This window comes from Nesterenkonia natronophila, from assembly GCF_003595215.1.
GTDB lineage: Bacteria > Actinomycetota > Actinomycetes > Actinomycetales > Micrococcaceae > Nesterenkonia > Nesterenkonia natronophila.
Genome location: NZ_QYZP01000002.1, coordinates 597,294 through 624,262 on the forward strand (window position 1 = coordinate 597,294; position 26,969 = coordinate 624,262).

Here is a 26,969-nt window from a genome sequence, read left to right on the forward strand (position 1 = left end):
ACAGAGAAAGGCCCTGCGGGAGAAAATCCCGCAGGGCCTTTCCTATGACTAGAAGTCAGGAATCAGAGGTCGCCCTCGTCATCCTCCTCTTCCATGCCGTCATCCTCGGGGGCCTCTTCTTCTTCTTCCATGCCCTCGTCGCCGTTCTCCTCCACTGCAGGATCTTCGGCGTCGTCAGCTCCTCCATCGTCGCAGGCAGATACGCCCACGAGAGCCAGGGATCCGATGCCGAGGATCGCGGCGATTGAACGAAGCTTGTTATCGGTGGTAGCCATAAGCTTGTTACCTCCGTACATGAACTGCATCACTTGGATGCTGGGCGGGCTTTCCGCCTTGCACCCGGTCTGCCGTTTGATGCATCCCTGGGTGAACTGTCTCCATTCTCACCACATACCCCCGTCTAACGGAAGCCAGAACAGGGGGTTTTGGGAGAACTATGGGCAGACTCTGGGCAAGTGTCCAGGTAACGTGCACCCGAGGGAAGATTCGCCAAGGCTCTGTCCAGCTGAAACGCCGTTATAACGAGGTCTCAACGAGGTCTCAATGAGGCCCAGCAGAGCGTCCTGGGCTGACTATGTGTGCCCAGGCACAGGCTCACTCCGCGGCGGTCTGCTGTTCGGCGCTGAGCACCACGTTCTGCAGCAGCTCCACACGAGTCATGGGACCCACTCCGCCGGGGTTGGGAGAGTACCAGCTGGCTCGTTCTGCAATCCCCGGGGCCAGGTCACCGTAGATCGTGGCTTTGCCGGTCTCCGGGTCCACCTCGCGGGTCACGCCCACATCCAGGGCGATCACCCCTTCCTTGAGATCAGCCGGATCTATCATGTGCTTGACCCCAGCGGCCGCGACCACCACATCCGCTTCGCGCAGGTGGCGTGGCAGATCCTTGGTGCCAGTGTGGCAGAGCGTCACCGTGGCGTTGACGGCCCTGCGGGTCAACAGCAGCCCGATGGGTCTTCCGATGGTCACTCCGCGGCCGACGACCACCACATGTTGGCCCGCCAGGTCGATTCCATAATGCGCCAACAGATCCACACACCCTTTAGGAGTGCATGGGAGGGGTGAGGTGAGCTCCTCATTCACTCCGGCGACCAGACGTCCCAGGTTCGTCGGGTGCAGGCCATCGGCATCCTTTTCCGGCGAGACTGCCTCCAGCACCTTCTGCTGGTCCAGGTGCTTCGGAAGCGGAAGCTGCACAATGTATCCGGTGCAGGAGTCGTCATTGTTGAGCCGATCCAATTCAGCGAGCAGCTCCGTCTCGGAGACGTCCTCAGGCAAGTTCACCTGGATGGACTCAATGCCGACTTGCTCACAGTCGCGGTGCTTGCCCGCCACGTAAGACTCGCTTGCGGCGTCTGAGCCGACCAACACGGTGCCCAGACCCGGCGTGATTCCTTTGGCCTTGAGTGCGGTGACGCGTTCTCTGAGGTCAGCCTTGATGGCTTTGGCCGTGGCGCGTCCGTCGAGCAGCTGTGCAGTCATGGAACTCCGCTTCACCAATCCTCGAGGCCTTCATACAGTGGGAAGTCGGCGGCGAGCTTCGCTACGCGGTCACTCAGCGCCGCGATGTCGGCCCCCGGCTTGAGGACTTCAGCGATGATGTCTGCGGTTTCGCGGAACTCAGCATCCCCGAAACCGCGCGAAGCCAGGGCGGGGGTGCCGATCCGCAGTCCTGAGGTCACCATCGGCGGACGCGGGTCATTCGGCACCGCGTTGCGGTTGACGGTGATGCCCGCCTGGTGGAGCAGGTCCTCGGCCTGTTTGCCGTCCAACTCTGAATTGCGCAGGTCCACCAAGATCAGGTGCACATCAGTGCCGCCGGTGAGCACGGAGACACCGGTCTCGGCGACGTCGGCGGCAGTCAGCCGCTCTGCGATAATCCGCGCACCCTCCACGGTGCGCACCTGCCGCTGAGCAAAATCCTCGGTGGCGGCGATCTTGAACGCGACCGCTTTGGCCGCGATGACGTGCATCAGGGGCCCACCCTGCTGGCCCGGGAAGACTGCTGAGTTGATCTTCTTCTTGTGCTCCTCAGTGCAAAGGATCAGTCCTGAGCGAGGACCGGCCAGGGTCTTGTGCACGGTGGTCGTCACCACATCTGCGTAGGGAACGGGGTTAGGGTGCAGGCCAGCGGCCACCAGCCCGGCAAAGTGTGCCATGTCCACCCAGAGGATGGCGCCGACCTCGTCTGCGATCTCACGGAATGCAGCGAAGTCCAGCTCCCGTGGATAGGCCGACCAACCAACCACAATCATGTCCGGCTTCTCCGCCAGGGCCACCTCGCGGACCTGCTCCATGTCGATCAGCCCTGTTTCCGGGTCCACCTCATAAGCAGCGATCTCGTAGAACTTCCCGGAGTGATTGAGCTTCATGCCGTGGGTGAGGTGCCCCCCGTGAGCAAGGGAGAGGCCCATCAATTTGTCACCGGGGTTCAGGAATGCAGTCATCACCGCAACATTGGCCTGCGCTCCCGCATGAGGCTGGACATTGGCGTGGTCCGCCCCGAAGAGGGCTTTGGCGCGTTCGATGGCGAGGTTCTCTGCCACATCGACAAACTCACACCCGCCGTAGTAGCGGCGTCCCGGGTAGCCCTCCGCGTACTTGTTGGTGAGGACCGAGCCCTGAGCCTCCAGGATGGCGCGTGGTACGAAGTTCTCGGAGGCAATCATCTCCAGCGTCCCGCGCTGCCGGCCCAACTCATCGGACATGGCCTGAGCAATCTCAGGGTCGACCTCGGAGAGCGGGGCGGAATGAATGTCAGACAAGTGAGTCCTCCTGGGATGTCGTGCGTGAACCTGTGCAGAGCGCTGCCGCTGGCCAGTCTATCCCGTCTGCACGTGGCGCCGCGGGGGTAGACCGACTAGTCTCACCGGAGTGACCCGGCACCAGATCTTTCGCACTGCGACAGCCTCGGGCGTTCTCCTGCTCGTGGCATCCTGTGCTGCGGAAGCCGCCTCAGGGCAGCGGACTCAGGTGGAGGTTCCGCTGGATGGGGGCCACCAGCTCAACGAGCCCGAACCTGAATCTGAGACCCAGCCCGTTGACAAGGGCCCGGATTTCCCGCTTGAGCAGGACGACGTCGCTCCTCCGGCCGAGTCCGAAGCGGACTTGGTAGAGCCCTCGGAAGGGTTTGTGGAGATTTCCGAGCGGCTGTCAGAGCTTCCCGGACATGTTGAAGCGCTGGTGGTGGAGGATGGGGAGGTCTTGCTGCAATCCGGCCAGGGAGAACCGGCTCCACTGGCTTCGGTCTCCAAGATCTACGTGCTCGCTGCGCTTGTTGAGGCGATCGAGACCGGGGACGTTGACTGGCTGGACGCAATGGAGCTCACAGACGAGCTGCGCAGTCTGCCCTCCGGCACGCTGCAGGATCAGCCGGAGGGGTACACCACCACCGTTTACGACGTCGCGCATCGGATGATCTCGCTCAGCGACAACACCGGCACCGACATGCTCATGGCTCTGCTCGGACGTGACGCGGTGGAGGAGGCAGTTATTGAGTCGGGGCACCACGATCCTCAGCTGCTTCAGCCGTTCCTCAGCACGAGGGAGCTCTTCCAGCTGCGCTGGGGAGTCCCCGAACTGGGTGAAAATTGGGAAGATCTGGAGCTCGCAGACCGTCAGGACGTGCTGGAGGAGGTCTCCGAAGAGGATCTGGAGATCACCTCGGAGGACACCTCGCGGCACGACCGTGACGAAGTCATAGACTGGTACGCCACCGCGGAGGATGTGGCCGAGGTGACCCAAGCGCTTGCCGCACAGGCCCAGGACCATGCTGAGGTGGGGGAGATCCTCACCGCCAATCCTGGGCTGGTGGAGCTAGTGCAGGATGAATGGTGGGAGAGCCTCTCTTTCAAAGGAGGCGGGCTGCCGGGAGTGGTCACTGGCACCTGGCATGCCCAGGCGGAGGACGGGACCGGGCGCACGGTGGTGCTCCTGCTCAACACCGATGACACTGAGGACATGCCCGAACACCGGGACGAGCTCTTCTCCCTGGCGCTGGATGCGCTAATCGCCGACACCGAGACAGAACGCGACAGCGACTGAGACGTCCCCTGAGGCACAGCGTCTGGGGATGTAGGAAACTACCACCTCTGAACGGGTTGTTCCCCGCATCCCGAGACGCTGTGTGGCGGAGTGGGTGCGTACACCACGCGATTCAGGGATTATCTGAGGAAGAGAGCCTTCATACGGTAGGCGGCGAGCATTCCGCCGAGACCGATCATCACCAGGTAATAGCTGATGTGCACCAGGGTCAGCATGCTGAAGTCCCAGAACGCGATATCCCGCATGAGCTCCACCCCATGCCACAGCGGCAGGGCCTGGATCACCGCCTGGACTCCGGCAGGGTAGACGCTGATGGGGAACAGCGTGGCTGAGAAGAGGAACATGGGGATCAGCACCATCATCATCCAGTCCATCTGCTGGAAGCGCTTCATGAAGCTGGTCACCGCCATGCCCACGCAGGCGAATCCCAGTGCGATAAACAGTGCGGTGAACCACATCAGTACTGCTGACAAGGGCGTCACCAGGCCGGTGGCCAACAAGACCCCGAGAAATCCGAAGGCGTAGATGGCGCCCCGGAAGAGCGCCAGGCAGATTTCGCCCACTGCCACGTCCACCGGTCCCAGCGATGTAGACATCATCGTGTGGTAGAGCTTGGTGATCTTCAGCTTGAAGAATACGTTCCAGGTGGAGTCGAACACCGCGCCGTTCATGGCGGCAACGGCTAACAGGGCAGGGGCGATGAAGGCGGCGTAGCTGATGGTGTCCTGACCGGCAACACCAGCCTGTTCGGCTTCGATCCCGGAGATCATGGGGGAAACCCCGAGGCCGAAGCTGGTGAGGAACAGCACGGGCTCGAGGAAGCCGGAGAGCAAGATCAGGCCACGATTGTTGCGGATAGCCGCCATACCGCGGCTGAAAACGGCCCGGACGTTCCCGGAGTAATAGTTGGCTCCGATACCGCGACGGAAGGTCGCCTCAGGGGTTCCTTCACTGCGCTGGTAAGTGCCGTACTGCGACTCTCTTGCGTCCTGCTTCTGCTGGCGGCGCTGATCGGCCTTCAGCCCCGGGATCCGTCCGCGCCACTCCTCGTACCCCAGGCGACGGATGAACACGCGGCGGACCGTCATCCAGGCGAGCACGACAATCGCGAGGAGGTAGCCCACGTGCACCAGCAGCAGCCACAGCGGTGTCGGCTGACCGAACGCCAAGGTTCGGCCGAGTTCGTTGGCGTGCCACATCGGGGAGATCCATCCGATGACCTGCAAGAACTGCGGCAGGTTGGTGAGCGGATAAAATGTGCCCGAGAAGAGAAACAGCGGCATGATCACAAACCGCTGGATCATGGCTGCATGGCCCTTCTCATCGCGCAGCGTGGAGATGTAAGCCATGATGGGCAAGCCCATGGCAAGCCCGCCCAGCATGGCGGAGAAGATCATCAGCACCGCAGTGGGTGAGCTCAGCGCTCCGAAGGCGAACAGCACACCGGTGAAGATCAGGGCGTGGACCCCGAACCGGCAGCAGACTCCCAAGATATGACCGGCAGCGACTTGCTGCGGAGTCAGCGTGGTGGCCTGAGCGCCGAAGTACTTGCGCCTCCACTTGAACCCCTCCATGACCGGGAAGGTGAATTCGATCCCGGCAGTCATGGCGACAGTCGAGGCGAGAATGGCAGGGGCGATGTACATCAAGTACGAATCGGCGCCGTACGCCGAGAAGTCGGTCTCGGCTCCCACCAGGACCCCGAGCCCCAGCCCCATCGCCAGGACATACATGATCGGCTGGAACGTGGAGGAGAAGAGGATGACGCCGCCGTAGGCGCGCATGGAGCGCAGGGTCGCTTCCGCCTGATACAGGGCGCCGAAGCGGCGTACGCGCCGGGTCAGCAGATTCTTGTTGGCCGCGGGAGATTCGAGGGAGCCGCTGCTCAGGGGGTCCCGAGGCGGCGTCGTCGTCTCAGTCAATCAGGGACCGCCCTGTCAGGCGGAGGAAGACATCTTCCAGAGAGGACCGCCGGACCAGCGAGGTCATGGGCCTATGTCCGGCGGCGTGGATCTTCTCCAGCGCGGACTCGGCATGCTCGGCGTAGACCATGAGCCGGTCTGGGAGCACCTCCACATGGCTGAAACCGACCTCTCCTGCACCAGCATCGGTGTTGGTGAGCAGTTCTTTGAGCGTCTCAGCTTGCTCGGCGTTGCGGTCGGTGCCGAAGCGCAGCTCCAACACCTCGCGGGTGGAGTGTTCGCGAATCAACCCTTGAGGGGAGCCTTCGGCCATGATGGTGCCGTGGTCGACCACCACGAGCCGGTCGCAGAGCTGCTCCGCCTCATCCATGTGGTGGGTGGTCAGCACAAGAGTTGTGCCGAACTCCTTGAGCCGGAAGAGTCGGTCCCACAGCACGTGGCGCGCCTGCGGGTCCAGCCCGGTGGTGGGCTCATCCAGCAGCAGGACCTCCGGTTCGTTTACGAGTGCGCGGGCGATGGTCAACCGACGCTTCATCCCCCCAGAGAGGTCCTCGACCCGGGAGTTGGCCTTGTGACTGAGTTGGGCGAACTCCAGCAGTTCATCTGCCTTCGCCAGCAGATAGCGCCGCGGGAGACCGAAGTAGCGGCCGTACATGATGATGTTCTCCCGGACGGTGAGCTCCTCGTCCAGGTTGTCCTGCTGGGGGATCACACCGAGCCGGGCGCGCACCTCAGGACCCTGCTGCTCCGGGTCCAGGCCCGCGACCCGCATCTGACCGCTGGTGCGTGAGGCGACTGCGGCTATCATCCGCATTGTGGTGGACTTGCCGGCACCATTGGGCCCCAGCAGTCCGAACGACTCTCCCTTGGAGACACTGAAGCTGATGCCGTCGACCGCCGCGAAGTCACCGTACCTCTTGACCAGGTCAACGGCGTGAATCGCCGGTTCGGGCCCAGACTCGGTAGGCACAGAGAACTCCAGGGCAGACGAAATGGACATGCGCAATAGTTTACACGGTAAACTAAACACATTGCTAGCATACTAGGATGCGTCGCGCTTCCCTTTTTGCGGCCCTCCCGCCGCGGTTCATCCTTGCGGGCGATGCAAAGAGGGCTCTCATCCGGAAGACTGATCCCGAGAGTGACACGCAAGCGAGAGGCAACAATGAGCACACCCGTTCTAGAGACGGAGAATCTGGTTAAAGTCTACGGACGTGGCCCCGCGCAGTTCCATGCGCTCAAAGGCCTGAGTTTTCAAATCCACCGGGGCGAATCGGTGGCGATCGTCGGCAAGTCAGGATCGGGGAAATCCACCCTCATGCATCTGCTGGCCCTGCTGGACGAACCCACCTCTGGCGTAGTGGCGCTCGACGGACGCCCGGTGAGCAAACTCAAGCCCAAGACTGTCTCCGCACTGCGCAATGAGACGTTCGGATTTGTCTTTCAGCAGTTCTTCCTCAACCCCAATCAGTCAGTCCTGGAGAACGTCACCCTGCCGCTCAAGATTGCAGGCGTCTCGAGGTCAGAGCGGGATCAGCGGGGCATGCACGCGCTGGAGCAGCTCGAAATGGCCGATAAGGCCAAGAATCGGGCCACCGACCTCTCCGGCGGACAGAAGCAGCGCGTCTGCATTGCCCGGGCACTGATCAACAACCCAGATGTGCTCTTCGCAGACGAGCCCACCGGAAACCTGGACAGCGCGACCAGCGAGACGGTGGAGAACATTCTGCTTAACCTGCAGCGCGACCACGGCATCACGCTCGTGGTCGTCACCCACGACGAGGATCTGGCGTCGAAGTGTCAGCGTCGCCTGATCATGCAGGACGGTGAGATCGTCGAAGAACAGACCGGCGTCAGAGTCTCCTCCTCCCGAAAGGCCCCCATCACAGGGGGGCAGGGAAGACCTGCACCGCGGCGTCGGCGTCTTCTCTCATTCGGCAGAGCAGGGGCGCGATGAAATCCCTGGACCTCACCAAATCAGCGCTGAGCAACACACTCCGCTCCAAGCTGCGCACTGCGCTGACTGTCATCGCGATCGTTATTGGTGCTTTCACTCTGACCCTCACCTCGGGTCTGGGTGCCGGGATCAACCAGACCGTGGACCGGATCTTTGGCGGCTTCGGGGTCGACGACGTCATCTACGTGGTGCCGCAGATGGAGGCAGACGCCCAGGAGCAGGACGGACCACCAGAGTACGACCCCGAGGCTGGAGTGGAGCCGGAGGACGGTTTCGGGACAGGAATGCTCTCCGCCGCGGACGTCGAGATTGTTGAGGGTCTGGACCATGTGGTGGGCGTCGATACTGAGGTGGCGGCGCAGCTTGAGTACCTCCAGGCCCCAGACGGCGGGCAGTACCAGGCGCAGTTCGACTTTGCGCTCAACGATGTACTGGCCGAGTTTGCCGCTGGAGGAGCACCCGACCGAGGTGAAATGCAGATCACCCTGCCGGAGGACTGGCTGGAGATTTTCGGAACTGAGGACCCGGAGGACGCTCTGGGTCAGACGCTGATAGTCGCCGCCCCGAATGCGGTGGGACAGACCACCGAGTTCGAGGCCGAGGTGGTGGGGGTCACCCAAGGGACCCTAGCGGGCGTCGGTTTCACCCCGATTCCCTCAGTGGCGCTTGCTGAGGAAGTTGCTGATATCAATGCCGAGGGCTACGAAGGGCAGATGCCCGAGGCCTACATTATGGCTGCTGCCGAGATAGAGAACCTCGAGGCGAATGAGGACGCGGTGAAGGATGCGCTCGCCGCTGAGGGCCTTTGGGGACTCACCGTCGAAGACCAGATCGCCATGTTCGAAGCGGTCATTGACGCCATCACGTGGATCTTGTCCGGGTTTGCGCTCATCGCGTTGCTCGCGGCCAGCTTCGGCATCGTCAACACGCTGCTGATGAGTGTCCAGGAGCGTACTAGAGAGATCGGTCTGATGAAGGCGCTGGGCATGTCACGGGCTAGGGTGTTCACTCTGTTCTCCATGGAGGCAGTGGTGATCGGCATCATGGGTTCAGTGGTCGGCATCGGCCTCGGGCTGATCGCCGGCTTCGTCACCAACGGCCTGTTGACTGCAGATGATGGACCGCTGGGCGGCTTTGCCGAGTTGAGTCTCTTCGGGCTCGACCCGTTTGCCATCGGCGGAATCTTTCTGCTCATCATTATCATCGCCTTCTTGGCGGGCACTCTGCCGGCTGCGCGAGCGGCGAAGAAAGACCCCATTGAGGCGCTGCGGTATGAATAGTCACCTAAAAGCAGCAGAGAATCTGACGGGAACCATAGTGGAAACTTCCCAGCACAAGGAGGAGACATGAGCAACCCACCGCACGAGAACCACCCCGATGATCCCCAGTGGGGGACCCCCGAGCCCGGCGCAGCGCCTGGCGGGGGTGACTCACCTTACGGTGGTGCGGGCCCCTCAAAATACGGCACCGAGCCCTATAACCCGCACGCCTACGGCGGCCCCGTCGAGGCGCCAGATAAGTTCCGCAAGTTGAAGCTCGTCACCCTGGTGTCCCTGGCAGTGTATGTGCTCAACCAGCTGGTGAGCTTCATCATGATGAACACGGCTACGTACCGCGAGCAGATGATCAACGATTTTGAACAGCAGCTCTCAGCGGCTGGACAGACTATAGAACGCAGCGAAATTGAGAACTACCTCAGCGTTGTCCTCGGCGTCACCGTGATCTTCGCCCTCATCGGGTTGGGCATCTACCTCATGGTGTACTCCGGACTGCGGGCGTCGAAGAACTGGGCCAGGATCGTGGGCATCGTTTTCGCTTTCCTCGGCGCCGGCTTTGGGATCTTCGGCTTCGTCCTCGGCGGGCCGACAGACTTCGCCACAATTGTGATTACGCTGATTTGGATTGGTGTGAACATCTATTGGCTGGTGCTTGCCTTGAGTCCGGACGTGGCCCGCTACCTGCGCGAGGTCAAGCGCTGAGACTTCGCACATGAGGACCCACGGGGAGGAAAGTTGCCTTGCGCAACGGCCCCTCCGGTTCGGTATAGAGTGCATCAGGTGAGCCAGGATCAGCGCAGTTCCGAGGGTGCACCGAGTGCACGTGTCCTCATCGCGCTGCTGCTGCCCCTCTTCGCCTCGCTGATGAGCATCTCCTCGGTGATGGTCGCTCTCCCAGCCATCGAGGAGGGTCTCGGTGCGACCTCAGCCGACCTCCAGTGGGTCCTCTCGGGTTATGCGCTTGCATTCGGTGTGGGGCTGGTGCCTGCTGGCCGAGCCGGAGACCTCTGGGGGCGCCGAAGATTCTTCCTCATCGGTACAGCCGTCTTCGCCGCCACATCGCTGGCGGCCGCATTTTCGCCCAATCCGCTGATGCTCAACGCCATGCGCATTGCCGCTGGCTTAGGTGCGGCAATGCTCGTTCCGCAGATTATCGGGATGATCCAGCGGCTCTTCACAGGTCAGGCCCGCGGCCGCGCCTACGGCCTGATGAGCACGGTCATCGGTGTCGCTGTTGCCATCGGCCCACTGCTCGCAGGGGTACTGATTGATGCAGCATCAGCGGACACAGGTTGGCGACTCGTTTTTCTCCTCAATGTCCCGGTCACGGCAGCGGCGCTGGTCGCGGCGTTCCTCTGGCTGCCCAAATTCCGAGACGCTCACCCCACCAAGTCCACCGCGGCCGGTGCCTTCCGCGGGATACGAAAGTTGGATCCGCTCGGGGCCGGGCTGCTCTCCGTCGCCATCGTGTGCGTGATGCTGCCCGTCATCCAGTTCGCTAACCTCATCGGCGCAGCAGTCGGGGTGGGAGGCCTGGTCCTATTGGTGCTTTGGTACCTGTGGGAAAAGCGGCTGGGCGAACGCGATGCTGAAGCACCCATGGTGAATCTCAAACTGTTCACACTGCCGAGCTACACCTGGAATTCTGCAGTCATCATTCTCTACTTCGCCGGTATGCCGGGCATTTGGGCGGTCGTCGCCATCTACATACAGCAGGGCTTGGGGCTCAGCGCCCTGACCGCAGGCCTGGTGATGCTGCCCAGCGCGGCCATGGTCATCCTGCTGGCCTCCCAAGTGGGGCGCCGAGTGGAGCGGATAGGCCCGCAGATGCTGGTTCTGGGCAGCGTCGCGGCCTTCATCTCCATGCTTGTGCTAGCCGGCGCTGCGTTTCTGCAGAGCACCCAGTGGGCCTCAATCGGGTGGGTCGCGCTGGCGCTGGGTGTCAACGGCCTTTCCCAGGCACTGATCATCCCGAGTGCGCAGACACTCTCCATGCAGGACGTACCCGAAAGCATGGCCGGTGCGGCCGGGGGAGTGGCGCAGAGCGCGCAAAGGGTGGTCACGGCGATTGGGCTCGCGGTGGTGACAGCCGTCTATTTCATGGTGCTCTCAGGCTACGACCACCAGACAGCCCTCCTGGTGACGTCACTTGTGATCTCCGGAATCATGCTCACTTCGGTGCTCGCCGCGGTGGGCGCTGCCCGGCGTGCCGCAGCCGACAGACGGCTCAGTCGGAGCGCAACAGTCACCTCAGGCGAATGACTTCGCGAACGTCCTTGCCCGTGACGAACTGCGGCTTGCCCGCGAAGATCTCGGCACGCTCCTCCGAGTCCTCCCACGCCTGCTCAGCCTCAGCGAACTCCGCTGAGCTGCCCAGCCGGGAGACGAACCATGTCAGCTGGGACTTGTCACTGTCCAGCCAGACGGACTCTATGGTGAAGCCACGTCCCTCACGAGCCGGAAAGACCTCTTGGCTGAGGAACTGCACAAACTGGTCGGCCAGCGAAGGTTCCAGGGTGTAGCGCCGCATCCATGTGGTCCGCTCAGAAGTGTCAGTGGCAATCATCTCCGGCAGTACGGTCACGTCGAGCTCCTCAAGTTTGCAGTCGGTGCCTTTAGATCTTATCCCTGCAGTCTGGAACAATAGGCTCCTGTGAGCAATTCTCTTCCCTCCCCCCAAAGAGCGCACGAAGCCTTGCGCAATGCCGGCCGCCGGGGCACCAGCATCGTGTTCGCGGTCATGATCACCGTGCTGCTGGTGGCGCTGATCTTCGCGGCCAACGAGAACCAGATCATCGGATGGATTCTGGTGGTGATCGCCGGTGGTTGGCTGCTGCTGGCCACCATCGTGGTGCTCGCCTTCTCCCGCAGCGCCAAGAAGTTCGGCCAGGCCGTGGACTCAGCCAGAGCGGATGTGGCGGCTACCCGGGCCCCAAGCTCAGGGGGCACCGCAGTGATCGATGAGGACACTCACACCCGTAACCTCAAGCTGGACCACTCCTTCAAGATCGTCCAGGTTCAAACCCGGGTCATCCAGCAGGAGCTGGGCAAGGGCCAGGAGGCCGACACCGAGATGGTGGACCGCGCCTTGGAAACCCTGGAGATCACCGCGCACAACGGTCGGGATATGCTCGCCGAGCAGGTTGGTCGGCGGAAGAAGAAGCCAGCCGGGAACGACGACGCCCACGGCGAGACTATCGAAGGCGACATCGTGCGCTGACGCACGTTTTCTTTGCCTTGTTGAGATGCCAGTCCGCTGTAGCTATGCGTCATCTCAACACCCACCTGACACCTGTGAAGGAGAACCAGTGAGCGAGCCCGACGACTTCCCGCACCGGATTGTGGACCCCAAGCCAGCAGAGGCGACTCGGATCGCCTCGGTCAACGTCAACGGCATCCGAGCAGCTGCCCGTAAAGGCATGGGGGAGTGGCTGGCCTCCCGGGAGGTGGATATCTTAGCGCTGCAGGAAGTGCGGGCCACACCGGACGTCCTCAGCAAGGTGGTCACCGAATTTGCTGAGCAGGCCGGCGCCGAGGACCCTGACTCCCAGTGGCACGTCCACGACCATGAGGCTGCGCACAAGGGCCGTGCCGGAGTGGCCATCCTCTCCCGTAAGGCCCCGGTGGAGACCCGGACACGGATAGGTGACGACCGCCCCGAGGACGACGGTCGGTGGATCGAGGCCGACTACGAGATCGGCGACGGCAGCCTTCTGACAGTGGTCAGTGTCTACGCGCACTCCGGAGAAGTCGGCACCCCCCGCCAGGACCACAAGATGCGTTTCCTGCAGTACATGAGTGAACACCTTCCACAGCTGGCACAGCGCTCTGATCATGTGCTGGTGCTGGGCGACCTCAATGTGGGCCACACCAAGCTCGACATCAAGAACTGGAAGGGAAATGTGAAAAACTCCGGCTTCCTCCCGGAGGAGCGCGCGTTCTTCGACACGTTCTTCGGCGATGCCGGTTACGTTGATGTGGCCCGGTCGCTCGCCGGGGAGGTCGACGGCCCCTACACCTGGTGGTCCTATCGCGGAAAAGCTTTCGACAACGACACCGGATGGCGCATTGACTACCACATGGCGACACCAGAGCTTGCAGGCCGTGCCGTCAATCCTCAAGTTGACCGTGCAGCTGACTACTCCATGCGCTGGTCGGACCACGCCCCGCTGGTGGTCGACTACAACCTGCCGTAAGCACCGGCGGCGGGCGCAGCTCGAGGATTTCCGCTTTGGGCGGGCGCTCCTGCACGACAGTGCCTTAGAGTATGAAATGGGTCTCTTTCCGGGGAGGCCTGCCCCGACGCGTGCGGCGTTCCCCCAGGGGTAGCAGCATGTAGATGGTCGTCCAGCCCTCGAGACTCGAAGGAGTTCACATTGATCACCGCGATCACTCTGTTCAAGACGGATCCTAAGAAGATCCCAGAGACCGCCCAAGAGATTGCGGCGATCGAAGAGGTCGACGCGGTGTACTCAGTGACCGGGTCATGGGATTTGGTCGCGGTGGTGAAGACGCAGAACTTCGAGGATCTCAGCGAGCTGGTGCCGGGCAAGATCTCCAAGGCCGGGTCAATCATCAGCACCGAAACGATGGTCGCCTTCCGCACGTACTCCCAGCGCGATCTCGAGGCCGGGTTCGCCCTCGGGGGTGACTGACAGTGATGAATCTGACTTCCATCACCGTGCGCCGGCTGACGACAGAAATGCTCACCCCGTTCACCACAAGCTTCGGCACTCAGACTCACCGAGACCTGCTGATTGTCGAAGCACGCGACGACGCCGGCACGGTGGGATATGGAGAATGTGTAGCCGGTGCCGAACCCACCTACTCCGAGGAGGCCACCAGCACTTGTGAAGTCGCTCTGGCTGAGTACGTGCTGCCCCGGCTGCAGAACGCCGCGGTGGAGCATCCGGACGACATCAGTACGCTGCTGCACCCCATCAAACGCAACAACATGGCGAAAGCCTCGGTGGAGGGCGCCGTCTGGGACCTGTGGGCCAAACAGCAGGGAATCTCGCTGTCGCAGGCGCTCGGCGGCACCAAGAGCCGGGTGGACGTCGGCCTGAGCATCGGCATCAAACCGACCGACGCTGAACTCCTCCAGGCTGTAGGTGAGGCAGTCGAAGCCGGGTACCGGCGAATAAAGATTAAGATTGCCCCCGGCCGCGACCTCGAGATGATGCGCGCCGTCCGGCGGGAATTCCCCGACGAGGCGATCATGGTCGACGCCAACTCTGCTTACACGTTGGACGATGCTCAGCTGTTCGCCGCACTCGATGAGCTGAATCTGATGATGATCGAACAGCCGCTGGCGCATGACGACATTGTGGATCATCGTCACCTGCAGGCGGCGATTCGGACTCCCATCTGTCTTGATGAGTCCATCCACTCGCTCGATGACGCCCGCAAGGCTCTGGAACTCGGCTCTGGCAAGATAATCAACATCAAGGTGGGTCGGGTTGGTGGTCTGACCGAGTCGCTGAAGATCGAACAGCTCTGCCGGGAGTCCGGGGTCGACGCCTGGTGCGGAGGGATGCTCGAGACGGGGATCGGGCGCGCGCACAATGTAGCGATCGCCAGCTTGGACGGCTTCACGCTTCCTGGCGACACTGCGCCGTCAGCGCGATATTGGGCCGAAGACCTCATCACCCCCGAGGTGACGATGCACAATGGCCAGATCGAAGTGCCCACAGGGCCGGGTCTGGGGTACGAGGTCAAGACCGCCATGTTGGAGTCGCTGACGACCCAGGAATTCACCGTCCAGCTCCGCTGAGCCGGTAAACCCCTGGGTCCTCTCGCGCTCTCAGAAAATGATGTGACGCATCAGAAGCTCTTCGAGCTCCTGTTCGGTGATGAGCTCATCCTCGGACGGAGCTTCAGTCTCCGGAGCATCATTCCAGTTGGAGTAGTGCTCCGTGACGCGAACGTCGTCTTCGTAATAGGTCAGCTCTACAAAGTATGGGTTCTCCGAGTCCGCCAGGACTACGAGCTCTGTCTCGTCCTCGCCTTCGTAGACCCATACAGATGTGCCCTCGCGATCCTGAAGCTCACCTTCGCTGGCATACTGCTCGGCCAAGCTGGGGCCGTCATCGAATCCATACTCGGAAAGCAGGCTGCTGATCTCGAGCTCCTCCATCTCGGACTCGCTGATGTCCTCGATGATCAACCAGCGGTCGCCGGCGTCCTCCCGGAAGCCGTCTACATCGAGGAACGAGCTGATGTCGTCGCCCTCCATCTCGGCGCCGAGCTCCATGAGTTCAATGAACGCGGCCACCGGCATGTATGCGGTTGCCTCCGGTCGGAGGAACAGCATGTCCCACTCCACGTCCAACACATCGATCTGCATAGATACCCGATCCCCGCCCTCGGTGAAGTGCACCAGGACTTCCTGCTGATCAGCATCTGCATCAACATCGTCGAGCATAGGGTCGGAGGCGAAGGCCGCGTCCCAGTCACCGTCGCTGAGGACAGTGAAGGACTCGGCCTCCTCAACAGACTCAATAATGGTGTCCGCGATGTCTTCCAGCGGAGGTGGCTCGTCTTCACCGCAGCTGGTGAGGGCGAAGAGTCCCGCCGCAGCCATGCCTAGCACCGCTGTCCTGCCGACCTGCTTGGTGGTCGAATAATGTGTCACCGTTCCTCCTACCTCCGGGTCAGTCGCTGGGCCCCTCTGCACCACATAAGACGGTGGTCCTGTGCAACTCTAGCTTGGATTCAGCTTCCGTTCAGGATAGTCATCATTCAGGTGCGTCACCAGAACTTTGGTGGTTTTCACCAGGGCCATAGAATGACCGCAGACTCGCTCCGAAATGAATAGGACAAAAGGATCTCTCCGTGACTGACGACCCCAACTTCTCCCCTGATCAGCAAAGGACCCTTCGAACAGTTCCGGAACCCGGTGCGCGAGTGATCTCAGGCATGCAGCCCTCGGGCGAGTCATTGCACCTGGGTAACTACGTGGGTGCCTTGGTCAATTGGGTGAAGACTCAGGAGCAGTACGAAGCCTTCTTCTTCATCCCGGATCTGCACGGGATCACCGTCCCGCACGAGCCGCAGGCTCTGCGCGAACGGACGCGGAACACTGCCGCGCAGTTCATCGCCGGGGGCATTGATCCTGACCGGTCGACACTGTTCGTCCAATCCCATGTGCCTGAGCACGCCCAGCTGGCCTGGGTGCTCACCTGTCTTACAGGGATGGGTGAGGCTGCGCGGATGACGCAGTTCAAGGACAAGTCGGCAAAGCAGGGAACGGAAGCGTCGTCCGTCGGGCTCCTGAGCTATCCCATGCTTATGGCCGCCGATATTCTCCTCTATCAGCCCCACGGTGTGCCGGTGGGTGATGACCAGAAGCAGCACGTGGAGCTCACCAGGAACCTCGCCCAGCGGTTCAATCACCGCTTCGGTGAGACATTCCGGGTTCCTGAACCCTTCATCCCCGAAGTGGGCGCGAGGATCTACGACCTCCAGGAGCCGACTGCGAAGATGTCCAAATCAGCGTCATCCCCCAATGGGCTCATCAACATCAACGACACCGATAAGAAGATCGCCAAGAAGATCAAGTCCGCGGTCACCGATGACGGCACAGAAATTCGCTTCGATCGCGAGGCGAAGCCGGGTGTCTCCAACCTTCTGAGCATCTACTCCGCCGTGACGGGCAGGAGCATTCCCGAGTTGGTGGCCGAGTATCAGGGCAAGATGTACGGTCACCTCAAAGTGGACCTCGCGGAAGTAGTGGTAGCGAGAATCGGACCGGTTCGGGACCGGACCCAAGAACTCTTGGCCGACCCTGGCGAGTTGGACCACCTGCTGGCGAAAGGCGCAGCGAAGGCGCGCGAAACCGCAGCTGGGACGCTGGCTGAGGTATACGACAAAGTCGGCTTCCTGCCTGCGGCTCCGGTATAGCTCAGATGGCTCGCAGCCGCGGCCTTCGCCCGCAGCCCCAACCAGGTAGCCGAGGATCTCAGCTGGGCAGCACCGGCGCAATCCTGGAGGCGGCCAAGGCGCGCGTCGAGAAGCTGGATGAGCGTCATGAGGTCAGGGCACGCAATAATCCTTTGAACCATGACCTCCTCCAACAGGAGGAGCTTCAGGCGCGCATGGCCTACGGTCGAGCCAAGCGCGCGGGCCGTACCGGCATCGCCCGGCTCGTTCCGCTAATGGATTGGGGCTTTGCCCGGCTGAGTCGGACGCGACTGATGCGCTCCCTGAACCTCTTCTTCTTCCACTACGGAACAGTGATGGCCGCAGGTGCGGCCTACATGATGTTCTTCTCGGTGACGGCCATGCTGTGGGCCGGCTTCTCGGTGGCGGGCATTATCATCGGTGGGAGCCCCGAATACCAGGACCTCATCATAGAGAGTGTTCAGACTGCGGTCCCTGGCCTGATCAGCGAGGGTGGACTGATATCGGAGAACCAGGCACGCGACCTCTTCATCCTCGAAGGGCTGACTGTCTCGTTGGCTATTGCTGTAGCGGTGGCGCTGGTGACGTCTTTGAGCTGGTTGCACGGTCTGCGCGCCGGCATTCGTAGCATTTGGGAGCGGCCGCTGATGGCCGAGAACGTGATCTTCGTGAAGCTCAAAGATTTTGTGATGCTGATTGTTCTGGGCGTCATCGCCATTGTCTCTGCGGTGTTGGGTCTGCTGAGCCACGGTCTGATCACCGAGGTCCTGAATTTCCTGGGATGGACTTCCGAGGGGCGGACCGGAGTGGTGCTGCAGCTGGTGTCCTTCGGCATTTCCTTTGTCCTGGACATGATGATCGCCATTATCCTGATGCGGGTCGCCTCCCGGCTGGTGATGCCGGTGGCTGCTCTGTGGCAGTCAGCGCTGATTGCGGGGGTTGGGGCCTCCCTGCTCCGCCTGGCTTCGAGTCAGCTCCTGCAGAACTTTGCTGACAGCCCCAACCCGCTCCTGAACACCTTTGGCACAGTGCTAGGCGTCTTCTTCTACTTCTTCATCTTCGGCCTGGTCTATCTCTTTGCCGCCAGTTGGGGCGCCATAGCGGCCTCCGACCACGCTGACCGCCCCTAGGGGACGGTCAGCGGCGCACTCACTAGAGTGAGCGGGTCAGAATGGCTGTCTTCACCTCTTGGATGGCTTTCGTGACTTCAATGCCGCGGGGACATGCCTCGGTGCAGTTGAACGTGGTGCGGCAGCGCCACACACCTTCTCTGTCGTTGAGGATCTCCAGACGCATATCGCCGGCATCGTCGCGCGAATCGAAGATGAAGCGGTGGGCGTTGACGATGGCTGCGGGACCAAAGTACTGACCGTCGGTCCAGAACACCGGGCATGAGCTGGTGCAGGCTGCGCACAGAATGCACTTAGTGGTGTCGTCGAAGCGTTGCCGCTCCTCAGGGGACTGCACCCGCTCTGCCGTGGGGGTAGGGGAGCTGTTGATCATGAAGGGCATGATCTCCCGGTAGGACTGGAAGAACGGCTCCATGTCCACAATCAGGTCTTTCTCCACGGGCAGACCCTTGATCGCCTCGACGATGATCGGCTTGGAGGTGTCCAAGTCCTTCAGAAGGGTCTTGCACGCAAGACGGTTGCGACCATTTATGCGCATCGCATCGGAGCCGCAGATGCCGTGAGCGCAGGATCGACGGAACGTGAGGGTTCCGTCCACGTCCCACTTGACCTTGTGCAGGGCGTCCAGCACACGGTCAGTGCCGAACATGGTGAGGTTCCATTCGTCCCACCAAGCATCCTCGGTCCGTTCGGGATCGTAACGGCGCACCTTGAGGGTGATGTCAAACTGCTGCACGGCTCCCGCGCCATCGCCGGACTCGGCGAGATCGATTTTGGAAGCGGGCTCTTTCTCAACTGTGGGAGTGCTCATCAGTACTTACGCTCCATCGGCTCGTAGCGGGTGAAGATGACCGGTTTGGTGTCGAAGCGGATGCCCTTGACCCCCTCGGTCTCGAAGCCGGGATCCTTATACAGCATCGAGTGCAGCATGAAATTTTCGTCGTCCCGGTCAGGGTAGTCCTCACGGTAGTGGCCACCACGGGACTCTTTGCGGTGCATGGCGGAGACGGTCATGACTTCGGCCATGTCCAGCAGGAATCCCAGCTCGAGAGCCTCCAACAAGTCCAAGTTGAAGCGCTTGCCCTTGTCCTGAACAGTGATCTGCTGGTACCGGCCTTTGAGCTCGTAGATCTTATCCAGCGCCTCCCGGATGCTCTCCTCGGACCGGAAGACCTGCATATTGAGGTCCATAGTGTCCTGGAGTTCGGCCCGGATAGTGGCCACGCGCTGATCTCCGCTGGAGTTGCGAAGCATCTCCAGCTGTTCGGTCACGAATGTCTCCGGAGCTTCCGGAAGCTCCACAAATTCGGCGGTGGAGGCGTACTCGGCGGCATAGATGCCAGCGCGCTTGCCGAACACATTGATGTCCAGCAGCGAGTTGGTGCCCAACCGGTTGGAGCCGTGCACTGACACGCAGGCCACCTCACCTGCGGCGTAGAGACCCGGAACGACTACCTCGTTGTCCTGGAGGACCTCAGCCTTGATATTCGTTGGCACACCACCCATGGCGTAGTGACAGGTGGGGAACACCGGCACAGGTTCGGTGTGTGGCTCCACTGCGAGGTACGTGCGAGCGAACTCGGTGATGTCCGGGAGCTTCGCGTCGATGTGCTCCGGCTCCAGGTGCGTCAGGTCCAGGTACACATAGTCTTTGTTGGGGCCGGCGCCCCGTCCCTCCCGGACTTCCTGGGCCATCGCGCGAGCAACGATATCGCGGGGAGCTAGGTCCTTGATCGTTGGGGCGTACCGCTCCATGAACCGTTCACCGTCACTGTTGCGCAGAATGCCACCCTCGCCACGTGCCGCCTCGGACAGCAGCACTCCTAGGCCGGCCAGTCCGGTGGGGTGGAACTGCACGAACTCCATGTCTTCCAGCGGGATGCCGGCCCGGTAAGCAAGGGCCATGCCGTCGGCAGTCAGAGTGTGCGCGTTGGAGGTAGTCTTGAAGATCTTGCCCAGTCCGCCTGTGGCGAAGACCACTGACTTCGCTTGGAAGATGTGCAGCTCACCTGAGGCAAGGTCATAGGTCACTACACCCGCCACACGCTTCTGCTTGTACGTGGTGCCGTCCTCGCGAGTGGCGTCCTCCTCCACAGTGATGAGGTCCAGGACGTAGTACTCGTTGTAGAACTCCACGTTGTGTTTGACGCAGTTCTGGTAGAGCGTCTGCAGAATCATATGGCCGGTGCGGTCGGCAGCGTAGCATGCCCGGCGCACGGCAGCTTTGCCATGGTCGCGGGTATGGCCGCCGAAGCGACGCTGATCAATCTTGCCCTCGGGGGTGCGGTTGAAGGGCAGCCCCATCTTTTCCAGATCCAGTACGGCGTCGATAGCTTCTTTGGCCATGACCTCCGCGGCGTCCTGATCCACCAGGTAGTCGCCACCTTTGACAGTGTCGAAAGTGTGCCACTCCCAGTTGTCCTCTTCGACATTTGCCAGAGCTGCACACATGCCGCCCTGTGCGGCGCCGGTGTGCGACCGAGTGGGGTAGAGCTTCGTCAGCACCGCGGTATGTGCGCGCTGACCTGACTCGATGGCAGCGCGCATCCCTGCGCCGCCGGCGCCGACGATCACAACGTCGTACTTATGAACCTGCATGTTCTGTTCGGCTCTCTTCTGTTGGTGCGTTTGAGTGCGTGCGGTGCGGTGATGCCGTTGTGATCAGTTCACAACGCTCTCGCAGAACGACGGTGAGTAGTCCATCAGGTTGCCGGCGTCATCGAGCAGGCAAGGCTCGAAGGTGAAGATCACCAGGGTGCCAAGGATGATGATGACGGCACAGGCCAAGTAGAGGATCGACTTCAACCACAACCGGGTTGAGTCCTTCTCGGCGTAGTCATTGATGATGGTGCGCATGCCGTTGGTGCCGTGCAGCATGGCCAGCCAGAGCATGGTGAGATCCCAGAACTGCCATACGGGATTGGCCCACTTGCCTGCCACGAATGCGAAGTCGATCTGGTGAATACCTTCCCCAACCATCAGATTGGAAAAGAGGTGCACAAAGATGAGCACTACCAGTGCTGCCCCGGAGACGCGCATGAACACCCATGCCACCATCTCGAATGAGCCGGAGGAGGCGCTGGAACGCAAGTACTTCGGATCGATGCGTCCCGAGCGGGGGGCTTCGATGCCCTGCGCCGGGAGTACTGCCTCGGAGTTAGTGGCGGTCATCTCAGAAACCCTCCCAGCCTTCAAAGAAGATCATCAGGTGGCGTATTGAGAACGCCACCATGGTTACGAACCACAGAACCATCACGGCCCACAGCATCTGCCGGTGGTACCGGGTTCCTTGCTTCCAGAAGTCCACCAGGATGATGCGCAGGCCGTTGAAGGCGTGGAAGACTATGGCGCCGACCAGACCGATCTCGCCCATGATCATGATGGGGTGCTTATACGCGCCGATGACCGCGTCGTAGGCCTCTGGCGAGACGCGGACCAGCGAGGTGTCCAAAACATGGACCAGAAGGAAGAAGAAGATGCCGACCCCGGTGATGCGGTGTCCCACCCAGGACCACATACCCTCGCGGCCTCTGTAGAGCGTCCCCCGTCCACCGGAGGTGCTTTTTGTCTGCGTCACGATCAGTTACCTTTCCAGCGTCGTCGCATGGCACTGAGCTCCATCCTAATCTTTACTGATGCCGCTTTGTTTTCTACACGCTGTAGAAAAGACTCGATCTCAGTTTCACGTACAATCACCCAAATCACCTCCGATCAGCCCGATGCCCTACGCACGCCTCCTACGAGGGGCCTCAGCGGAGTTGCATGACGTGCTTCACAGGTGCCATAGCAGCTGCTGCCCAGAGGATACTCTTGGTCGAGTGACTTCCAGCTCCAGCTCTACACAAGCCCGTCCTTACGCGCCGGCACTGGACCGCTTCCATGCAGTCATTCCTGCTGGCGGTGTGGGTACCAGGCTCTGGCCACTCTCCCGGGAGGGCGCCCCGAAATTCCTGCACGACCTGACCGGCGCGGGAACCACACTCATCCGTTCCACCTATGAGCGTCTCTTCCCACTCTCCGGACACGCGGTAATGGTCGTCACCGGAGAGGCTCACGGTGAGGCAGTACTGGGTCAGCTTCCTGAGTTGAATGCCGCGGATCTGGTGCTGGAGCCCGAACCCAAAGACTCGGCCGCAGCCATAGGCCTGGCCGCCGCCATTCTTCACGCGCGCGATCAAGCGGCGGGCCGCACTGATTCCGAAGGGACCATCATGGGTTCCTTCGCTGCTGACCATGTGATCGCTCCCGTGCCGATCTTCCGCGAAGCGGTGGGTCAGGCAGTGGCCACAGCTGCCACTGGAAAGATCGTGACCATCGGCATCAAACCGACTCACCCCTCAACCGGCTTCGGGTACATACGCACCGGCGATAAGTACCAAGTGACGGACGCCCCGGATGCACACCACGTCATCGAATTCGTGGAGAAGCCAGTCGAGGAGGTGGCCCAGGGGTATGTGGCCAGTGGTCACTACCTTTGGAATGCCGGCATGTTCGTGGCACCCGTGTCCTTGCTGCTTGATCATTTGGCCGCTGCTGAGCCCGAGCTCTACGCGGGCCTGAGTGAGATCGCTGCCGCATGGGGGACTCCACGCCAAGCGGAGACCATGGCGCGCATCTGGCCGACGCTGCCGAAGACTGCCATTGACTATGCCGTGGCGGAGCCCGCCGCCGATGCCGGCGACGTCGCTGTGATTCCCGGGCACTTCACCTGGGACGACGTCGGTGACTTTGCCGCTATCGCGCGGCTCAACCCGGCGGCCCAACAGGAGAATATGACTGTCCTGGGTACCAAGCCGAGGGTCTACTCTGAGGATTCTTCAGGTGTCGTCGTCTCGGAGACCCAACGGGTGGTGGCGCTGATCGGGGTCCAAGACATCGTGGTGGTCGATACAGAGGATGCCCTTCTGGTCACCACCACTGATCACGCGCAGAGTGTGAAGCAGGCAGTCGAAGCGCTTAAGGAGAAGGGAGATTCCGATGTCCTCTGAAGCGGAAGCATACGGGCAGGAGACCACGGCGCGGGTCGACGCCGAGGTCACTCTCGCCACCACACCGGTCGCCGAAGTGGCGGACATAGTCGCGGAGCTGGAGAACGCCCTGATCTCCTTCCGCAGGGACATCCACGCGCATCCGGAGCTGTCGTGGAGGGAGAAGCGGACAACCGCCACCATCGCATCACAGTTGCGCGAGGTGGGTTTAGAGCCCCAGCTGCTGCCGGAGACCACGGGCTGTTATGTGGACATCGGACCCGCCGATGCCCCGATCGCTGCAGCCTTCCGGGGTGACATTGATGCGCTGCCGATCACCGAAACTACGGGACTCGACTATGCCTCGCAGAATGCGGGCGTGGCACATGCCTGCGGTCACGACCTGCACACCACCGTTATGTTAGGCCTAGCCTGGACTCTGCAGCGTGTGCATACTCAGGCGTCGTCAGTGACCGGATCTGGGGGTCTCGATTCCCGAATCAGGATCATTTTCCAACCCGCTGAGGAGCATTTCCCAGGAGGCGCTCAGGAGGTCGTTAGGCAGGGCCTGCTCCGCGGTGTGCCGCGGATCTTCGCCCTGCACGCAGACCCCAAACTCACAGTGGGTTGCGTCGGCACTCGCATCGGCCCCATCACCTCAGCCTCCGACCTGGTCCAGGTAGAGGTCTCCGGCCGTGGGGGACACACTTCCCGGCCCCATCTGACTGAAGACGTCATCGGCGCGCTGGGGCATATTGCCACAAGTGTGCCGGCTATTTTGGCCCGCCGGATCGACGTCCGAAGCGGTGTGGCATTGGTGTGGGGTCACATCAGCGCCGGGAATGCCGCCAACGCCATTCCCGCCTCCGGCGCGCTTCACGGCACCATGCGGATCCTTGACGCTGATGCATGGAAAGAGGCAGGGGGAGTGCTGGCAGACGTAGTGGAGCAGGCAGCCGCAGCCTACGGAGTCAGCGTCGCGCTGGATCACGTGCGAGGAGTCCCCCCGGTGGTCAACGATGAGGGCGCCACAGGCATTATCGACCGAGCCGTCAAGCGGGCTCTGGGCGAATCCGGTCTGACACTCGCCGAGCAGTCCATGGGCGGTGAGGACTTCGGTTGGATGACTCAGGAGGTTCCCGGCTCGATGTTCCGTCTAGGCACCATGACCCCGGGCGGAGAGGTTTACGACCTGCACCGCGGAGACTACATTCCTGACGAGAGGGCCATCGCGGTCGGCGTCAGAGTAATGACAGAAGTGGCACGGGCCTGCCTCTCCGCCAACGCTTAGGATTGGCCCATGTCTGACGACGTCGATTTCAGTGTACTCACCGCCGCCGCACACCAGGCGATGAGCCGCGCATACGCGCCGTACTCGCGGTATCCGGTGGGGGCCGCGGCACTGACCAGTGACGGGCGGCTGATCACCGGCTGCAACGTGGAGAACGCGTCCTACGGGCTCGGGCAGTGCGCTGAGAACACGTTGGTCGGTCAGCTGCAGCTCACCGGCGGAGGCCGCATTGTGGCATTCACCTGCGTCAACGCCAACGGGGAGACGATCATGCCTTGTGGTCGGTGCAGGCAGCTGCTCAAGGAGTTCGCAGCAGACACTTTTGCGATCCTGACTCCGGAGGGAGTCACCGACATGGAGGGGATCCTGCCGCAGGCCTTCGGCTCTGCAGACCTTGAAAAGGTGGCACCGTGAATTCGGCGTACGATGCCGTCGACCTCATCCGAGCCAAGCGCGATGGCAGATCACTGAGTAAGGATCAGATCGACTGGCTCATCACCGCCTACACCGACGGAACCGTCGCCGAGGAGCAGATGAGCGCCCTCGCTATGGCGATCGTGCTGCGCGGTATGAGCCGAGCGGAGATCCGCCAGTGGACCGCAGCCATGATCAACACCGGGGAGCAGATGGACTTCAGCTCTCTCAGCAACCCAGAGGGCGGCCGACGGCGGACCGCGGACAAACACTCCACTGGAGGAGTGGGAGACAAAATCACCTTGCCGCTGGCCCCGTTGGTCGCCTCGTACGGAGTGCCGGTCCCGCAGCTCTCGGGCCGCGGTCTGGGCCACACCGGGGGAACTCTGGACAAGCTTGAGGCTGTTCCTGGGTGGCGGGCTAGCCTCTCTAACGCGGAGATCCTCCAGCAGCTGGACACCATCGGTGCGGTGATCTGTGCCGCCGGGTCCGGCCTGGCACCAGCAGACAAGAAGCTCTACGCGCTGCGCGACGTCACCGGCACCGTAGAGTCGATTCCACTGATCGCCAGCTCCATCATGTCCAAGAAAATCGCTGAGGGCACCGATGCACTGGTGCTCGATGTGAAGGTCGGCACAGGGGCGTTTATGAAGAATTGCGATGACGCCGCCGAGCTGGCCAGGACTATGGTGGCGCTGGGCACCGATGCCGGGGTGAACACCACCGCCCTGCTCACCGAAATGAACACCCCGTTAGGGCTCACCGCCGGCAATGCCATGGAGGTGGAGGAGTCTGTGGCGGTGCTTGCCGGAGACGGTCCGGCCGACGTCGTCGAGCTGACCGTGGCGCTGGCCGAGGAGATGTTGGCGGGAGTGGGTATTACTGGAGTGGACCCGCGGGAGAAGCTGAACAACGGCAAAGCTATGGATTCCTGGCGCGCCATGATCGCTGCCCAGGGGGGAGACCCGGATGCGCAGCTTCCCGAGCCGCGCCATCAGCACACCATCACCGCTGCGGAGTCCGGCACTGTGACCCGGCTAGATGCCTATGCAGTCGGCGTCGCCGCGTGGCGGCTGGGGGCTGGACGGGCACGCAAGGAGGACGCCGTACAGGCCGCTGCCGGTGTGAGGCTGCATGCCAAGCCCGGTGACACCGTGCGGGCCGGGGCGCCGCTGGTCACGCTCTGCACCGATGAGCAGCAGCGCATCCCGCGCGCCGAACAGGCGATGGCCGAAGCTATTGACATCTTCGAGGGCGGAGACGCCGAGCCTGTGGCGTTGATCAAGGCCCGGATCGTTGCCGGGGACATCTGACGTATCCGCAATGGGACTTGGTGACCTCTTTGACCAGCTCAATGAGCTGATCCTCACTGCGGCCTCCGGATGGTGGACCCTGGTGGGTCTTTTCATTTTCTGTGTGGGGGACGGGATCTTCCCAGTGCTCCCTTCGGACGCCCTGGTGGTCGGCCTCGGATCTGTCCAGGACTCGATGGGAACGCCGTACTGGCTGTGGGTCATCCTGGTGGCCGCCGGTGGTGCCGTTGTGGGTGACGTCATCGCATGGAATCTGGGCCGCTGGATCGGCACCCACCGGTTCCAGTGGATGCGCCAGCCCAGGCCGCAGAAGACACTTGTGTGGGCCAGGCACGAACTTGATAAGCGTGGCGTGCTGCTGATCTTTGTGGGCCGGTTCATCCCGGGAGCTAGGGTCGCCATCAACTTCGTGGCGGGGTCCACACAGTACTCCCTACGTCGGTTCGTGCTCATCGACAGCGCCGCCTCTCTGCTCTGGGCCAGCTGGCTGACCGGTCTTGGCATGATCGGAGAGGCAATCATCGGAAATATGCTCGTCGCCATGGTGGTGGGTATCGGGGTCGCCATTGTGTTGGGGTGGATCAGTGAGCGAGTGTTCAAACTTTTCACCGTCTGGCTGGACCGCCGCGGCTACCGTCTGGACGCCAAAGGGTACCAAGACATCGGTGAGGTCCCGGTGGAGCCTCCCATCCACATTCGGCGCAGACCTCGGGACAAGAATGATGGGGGCGACGCATTCTGAGACGCGGGAC

27 protein-coding genes are annotated in these 26,969 nt (G+C 61.9%); 16 read left to right on the forward strand and 11 right to left on the reverse strand.

All coding sequences use genetic code 11. The features are described from left to right. Positions 1 to 62 precede the first annotated feature (62 nt). From D3250_RS07880 to glyA, 3 genes are all read right to left on the reverse strand, one after another. The gene (locus D3250_RS07880) at positions 63 to 275 is read right to left on the reverse strand and encodes a hypothetical protein (protein ID WP_119902796.1); all 213 of its coding nucleotides are present in this window, start codon (positions 273 to 275) and stop codon (positions 63 to 65) included. A gap of 319 nt (positions 276 to 594) precedes the next feature. Beyond that, positions 595 to 1,482 (reverse strand): bifunctional methylenetetrahydrofolate dehydrogenase/methenyltetrahydrofolate cyclohydrolase, encoded by an 888-nt coding sequence (locus D3250_RS07885; RefSeq protein WP_119902797.1) that lies wholly within the window; start codon positions 1,480 to 1,482, stop codon positions 595 to 597. 11 nt (positions 1,483 to 1,493) lie between these two features. Next, positions 1,494 to 2,765, reverse strand: coding sequence for a serine hydroxymethyltransferase (gene glyA, locus D3250_RS07890; protein WP_225973216.1), 1,272 nt, complete (start codon positions 2,763 to 2,765; stop codon positions 1,494 to 1,496). Positions 2,766 to 2,874: 109 nt separating this feature from the next. Here glyA and D3250_RS07895 point away from each other — a divergent pair, with 109 nt between their 5' ends. Further along, positions 2,875 to 4,044, forward strand: a complete 1,170-nt coding sequence (locus tag D3250_RS07895; RefSeq protein WP_119902798.1) for a serine hydrolase — start codon at positions 2,875 to 2,877, stop codon at positions 4,042 to 4,044. A gap of 119 nt (positions 4,045 to 4,163) precedes the next feature. Here D3250_RS07895 and D3250_RS07900 read toward each other — a convergent pair whose 3' ends face one another. Together D3250_RS07900 and D3250_RS07905 are read right to left on the reverse strand one after the other, a co-directional pair. Continuing rightward, entirely contained in the window at positions 4,164 to 5,966 is a 1,803-nt protein-coding gene (locus D3250_RS07900) for an ABC transporter permease (RefSeq protein WP_119902799.1), read from the reverse strand. Further along, positions 5,959 to 6,966 (reverse strand): ABC transporter ATP-binding protein, encoded by a 1,008-nt coding sequence (locus D3250_RS07905; RefSeq protein WP_119902800.1) that lies wholly within the window; start codon positions 6,964 to 6,966, stop codon positions 5,959 to 5,961. The genes D3250_RS07900 and D3250_RS07905 overlap by 8 nt, the downstream gene beginning before the upstream one ends. A 165-nt stretch (positions 6,967 to 7,131) precedes the next feature. Here D3250_RS07905 and D3250_RS07910 point away from each other — a divergent pair, with 165 nt between their 5' ends. From D3250_RS07910 to D3250_RS07925, 4 genes are all read left to right on the forward strand, one after another. Continuing rightward, on the forward strand, positions 7,132 to 7,923 hold the full coding sequence (locus tag D3250_RS07910; protein ID WP_119902801.1) for an ABC transporter ATP-binding protein: 792 nt from the start codon (positions 7,132 to 7,134) through the stop codon (positions 7,921 to 7,923). After that, positions 7,920 to 9,203 (forward strand): ABC transporter permease, encoded by a 1,284-nt coding sequence (locus D3250_RS07915; protein WP_119902802.1) that lies wholly within the window; start codon positions 7,920 to 7,922, stop codon positions 9,201 to 9,203. The genes D3250_RS07910 and D3250_RS07915 overlap by 4 nt, the downstream gene beginning before the upstream one ends. A gap of 66 nt (positions 9,204 to 9,269) precedes the next feature. Next, entirely contained in the window at positions 9,270 to 9,902 is a 633-nt protein-coding gene (locus D3250_RS07920; RefSeq protein WP_119902803.1) for a DUF3784 domain-containing protein, read from the forward strand. 78 nt (positions 9,903 to 9,980) lie between these two features. Beyond that, positions 9,981 to 11,462 carry an MFS transporter gene (locus D3250_RS07925; RefSeq protein WP_119902804.1) on the forward strand — a complete coding sequence of 494 codons (1,482 nt, stop codon included), beginning with the start codon at positions 9,981 to 9,983 and terminating at the stop codon, positions 11,460 to 11,462. Here the strand turns inward: D3250_RS07925 and D3250_RS07930 are convergent. Beyond that, positions 11,446 to 11,784, reverse strand: coding sequence for a hypothetical protein (locus D3250_RS07930; RefSeq protein WP_147383506.1), 339 nt, complete (start codon positions 11,782 to 11,784; stop codon positions 11,446 to 11,448). The genes D3250_RS07925 and D3250_RS07930 overlap by 17 nt on opposite strands. Before the next feature lie 69 nt (positions 11,785 to 11,853). Between D3250_RS07930 and D3250_RS07935 the strand changes: the two genes are divergently transcribed. The 4 genes from D3250_RS07935 (at position 11,854) to menC (ending at position 14,973) form a co-directional block, all read left to right on the forward strand. Then, positions 11,854 to 12,420, forward strand: a complete 567-nt coding sequence (locus D3250_RS07935) for a hypothetical protein (RefSeq protein WP_192892576.1) — start codon at positions 11,854 to 11,856, stop codon at positions 12,418 to 12,420. Positions 12,421 to 12,619: 199 nt separating this feature from the next. Then, on the forward strand, positions 12,620 to 13,396 hold the full coding sequence (locus D3250_RS07940) for an exodeoxyribonuclease III (protein WP_438830141.1): 777 nt from the start codon (positions 12,620 to 12,622) through the stop codon (positions 13,394 to 13,396). A 180-nt stretch (positions 13,397 to 13,576) separates the two neighbouring features. Then, on the forward strand, positions 13,577 to 13,855 hold the full coding sequence (locus D3250_RS07945; protein WP_119902807.1) for an Lrp/AsnC ligand binding domain-containing protein: 279 nt from the start codon (positions 13,577 to 13,579) through the stop codon (positions 13,853 to 13,855). Positions 13,856 to 13,860: 5 nt separating this feature from the next. Beyond that, positions 13,861 to 14,973 (forward strand): o-succinylbenzoate synthase, encoded by a 1,113-nt coding sequence (gene menC / locus D3250_RS07950; RefSeq protein WP_119903050.1) that lies wholly within the window; start codon positions 13,861 to 13,863, stop codon positions 14,971 to 14,973. Between the two features lie 30 nt (positions 14,974 to 15,003). Here the strand turns inward: menC and D3250_RS07955 are convergent, their stop codons facing one another. Further along, positions 15,004 to 15,834, reverse strand: coding sequence for a hypothetical protein (locus D3250_RS07955; protein ID WP_119902808.1), 831 nt, complete (start codon positions 15,832 to 15,834; stop codon positions 15,004 to 15,006). A gap of 272 nt (positions 15,835 to 16,106) precedes the next feature. Between D3250_RS07955 and trpS the strand changes: the two genes are divergently transcribed. Beyond that, the gene (trpS, locus tag D3250_RS07960) at positions 16,107 to 17,102 is read left to right on the forward strand and encodes a tryptophan--tRNA ligase (RefSeq protein ID WP_264080526.1); all 996 of its coding nucleotides are present in this window, start codon (positions 16,107 to 16,109) and stop codon (positions 17,100 to 17,102) included. 5 nt (positions 17,103 to 17,107) lie between these two features. Continuing rightward, positions 17,108 to 18,232 (forward strand): YihY/virulence factor BrkB family protein, encoded by a 1,125-nt coding sequence (locus tag D3250_RS07965; protein WP_119902810.1) that lies wholly within the window; start codon positions 17,108 to 17,110, stop codon positions 18,230 to 18,232. A 22-nt stretch (positions 18,233 to 18,254) separates the two neighbouring features. On the opposite strand, the gene D3250_RS07970 is transcribed toward D3250_RS07965, so the two are convergent. The 4 genes from D3250_RS07970 to sdhC all read right to left on the reverse strand — a co-directional run bounded on the left by D3250_RS07970 (position 18,255) and on the right by sdhC (position 21,809). Continuing rightward, a complete protein-coding gene (locus tag D3250_RS07970; protein ID WP_119902811.1) occupies positions 18,255 to 19,043 on the reverse strand; it encodes a succinate dehydrogenase iron-sulfur subunit in 789 nt (262 codons plus the stop codon). Next, the gene (gene sdhA, locus D3250_RS07975) at positions 19,043 to 20,830 is read right to left on the reverse strand and encodes a succinate dehydrogenase flavoprotein subunit (protein ID WP_119902812.1); all 1,788 of its coding nucleotides are present in this window, start codon (positions 20,828 to 20,830) and stop codon (positions 19,043 to 19,045) included. The genes D3250_RS07970 and sdhA overlap by 1 nt, the downstream gene beginning before the upstream one ends. A gap of 63 nt (positions 20,831 to 20,893) precedes the next feature. Continuing rightward, positions 20,894 to 21,403: a succinate dehydrogenase hydrophobic membrane anchor subunit gene (locus D3250_RS07980; protein WP_119902813.1), complete on the reverse strand. Its 510-nt coding sequence runs from the start codon at positions 21,401 to 21,403 to the stop codon at positions 20,894 to 20,896. A gap of 1 nt (position 21,404) precedes the next feature. Then, complete coding sequence (gene sdhC, locus D3250_RS07985; protein WP_225973219.1) at positions 21,405 to 21,809, reverse strand: succinate dehydrogenase, cytochrome b556 subunit; 405 nt, start codon at positions 21,807 to 21,809, stop codon at positions 21,405 to 21,407. A gap of 241 nt (positions 21,810 to 22,050) precedes the next feature. On the opposite strand from sdhC, the gene D3250_RS07990 reads away from it, so the two are divergent. From D3250_RS07990 to D3250_RS08010, 5 genes are read left to right on the forward strand one after another with little or no spacing between them, the layout of a single operon-like run. Then, positions 22,051 to 23,220, forward strand: coding sequence for a mannose-1-phosphate guanylyltransferase (locus tag D3250_RS07990; RefSeq protein WP_225973220.1), 1,170 nt, complete (start codon positions 22,051 to 22,053; stop codon positions 23,218 to 23,220). After that, entirely contained in the window at positions 23,210 to 24,490 is a 1,281-nt protein-coding gene (locus D3250_RS07995) for an amidohydrolase (RefSeq protein ID WP_119902816.1), read from the forward strand. The genes D3250_RS07990 and D3250_RS07995 overlap by 11 nt, the downstream gene beginning before the upstream one ends. A 9-nt stretch (positions 24,491 to 24,499) precedes the next feature. Next, positions 24,500 to 24,904, forward strand: coding sequence for a cytidine deaminase (locus tag D3250_RS08000; protein WP_119902817.1), 405 nt, complete (start codon positions 24,500 to 24,502; stop codon positions 24,902 to 24,904). Beyond that, positions 24,901 to 26,217, forward strand: a complete 1,317-nt coding sequence (locus D3250_RS08005) for a thymidine phosphorylase (RefSeq protein WP_119902818.1) — start codon at positions 24,901 to 24,903, stop codon at positions 26,215 to 26,217. The genes D3250_RS08000 and D3250_RS08005 overlap by 4 nt, the downstream gene beginning before the upstream one ends. Positions 26,218 to 26,227: 10 nt before the next feature. Further along, entirely contained in the window at positions 26,228 to 26,959 is a 732-nt protein-coding gene (locus tag D3250_RS08010; protein ID WP_119902819.1) for a DedA family protein, read from the forward strand. The last annotated feature ends 10 nt before the right edge of the window (positions 26,960 to 26,969 follow it).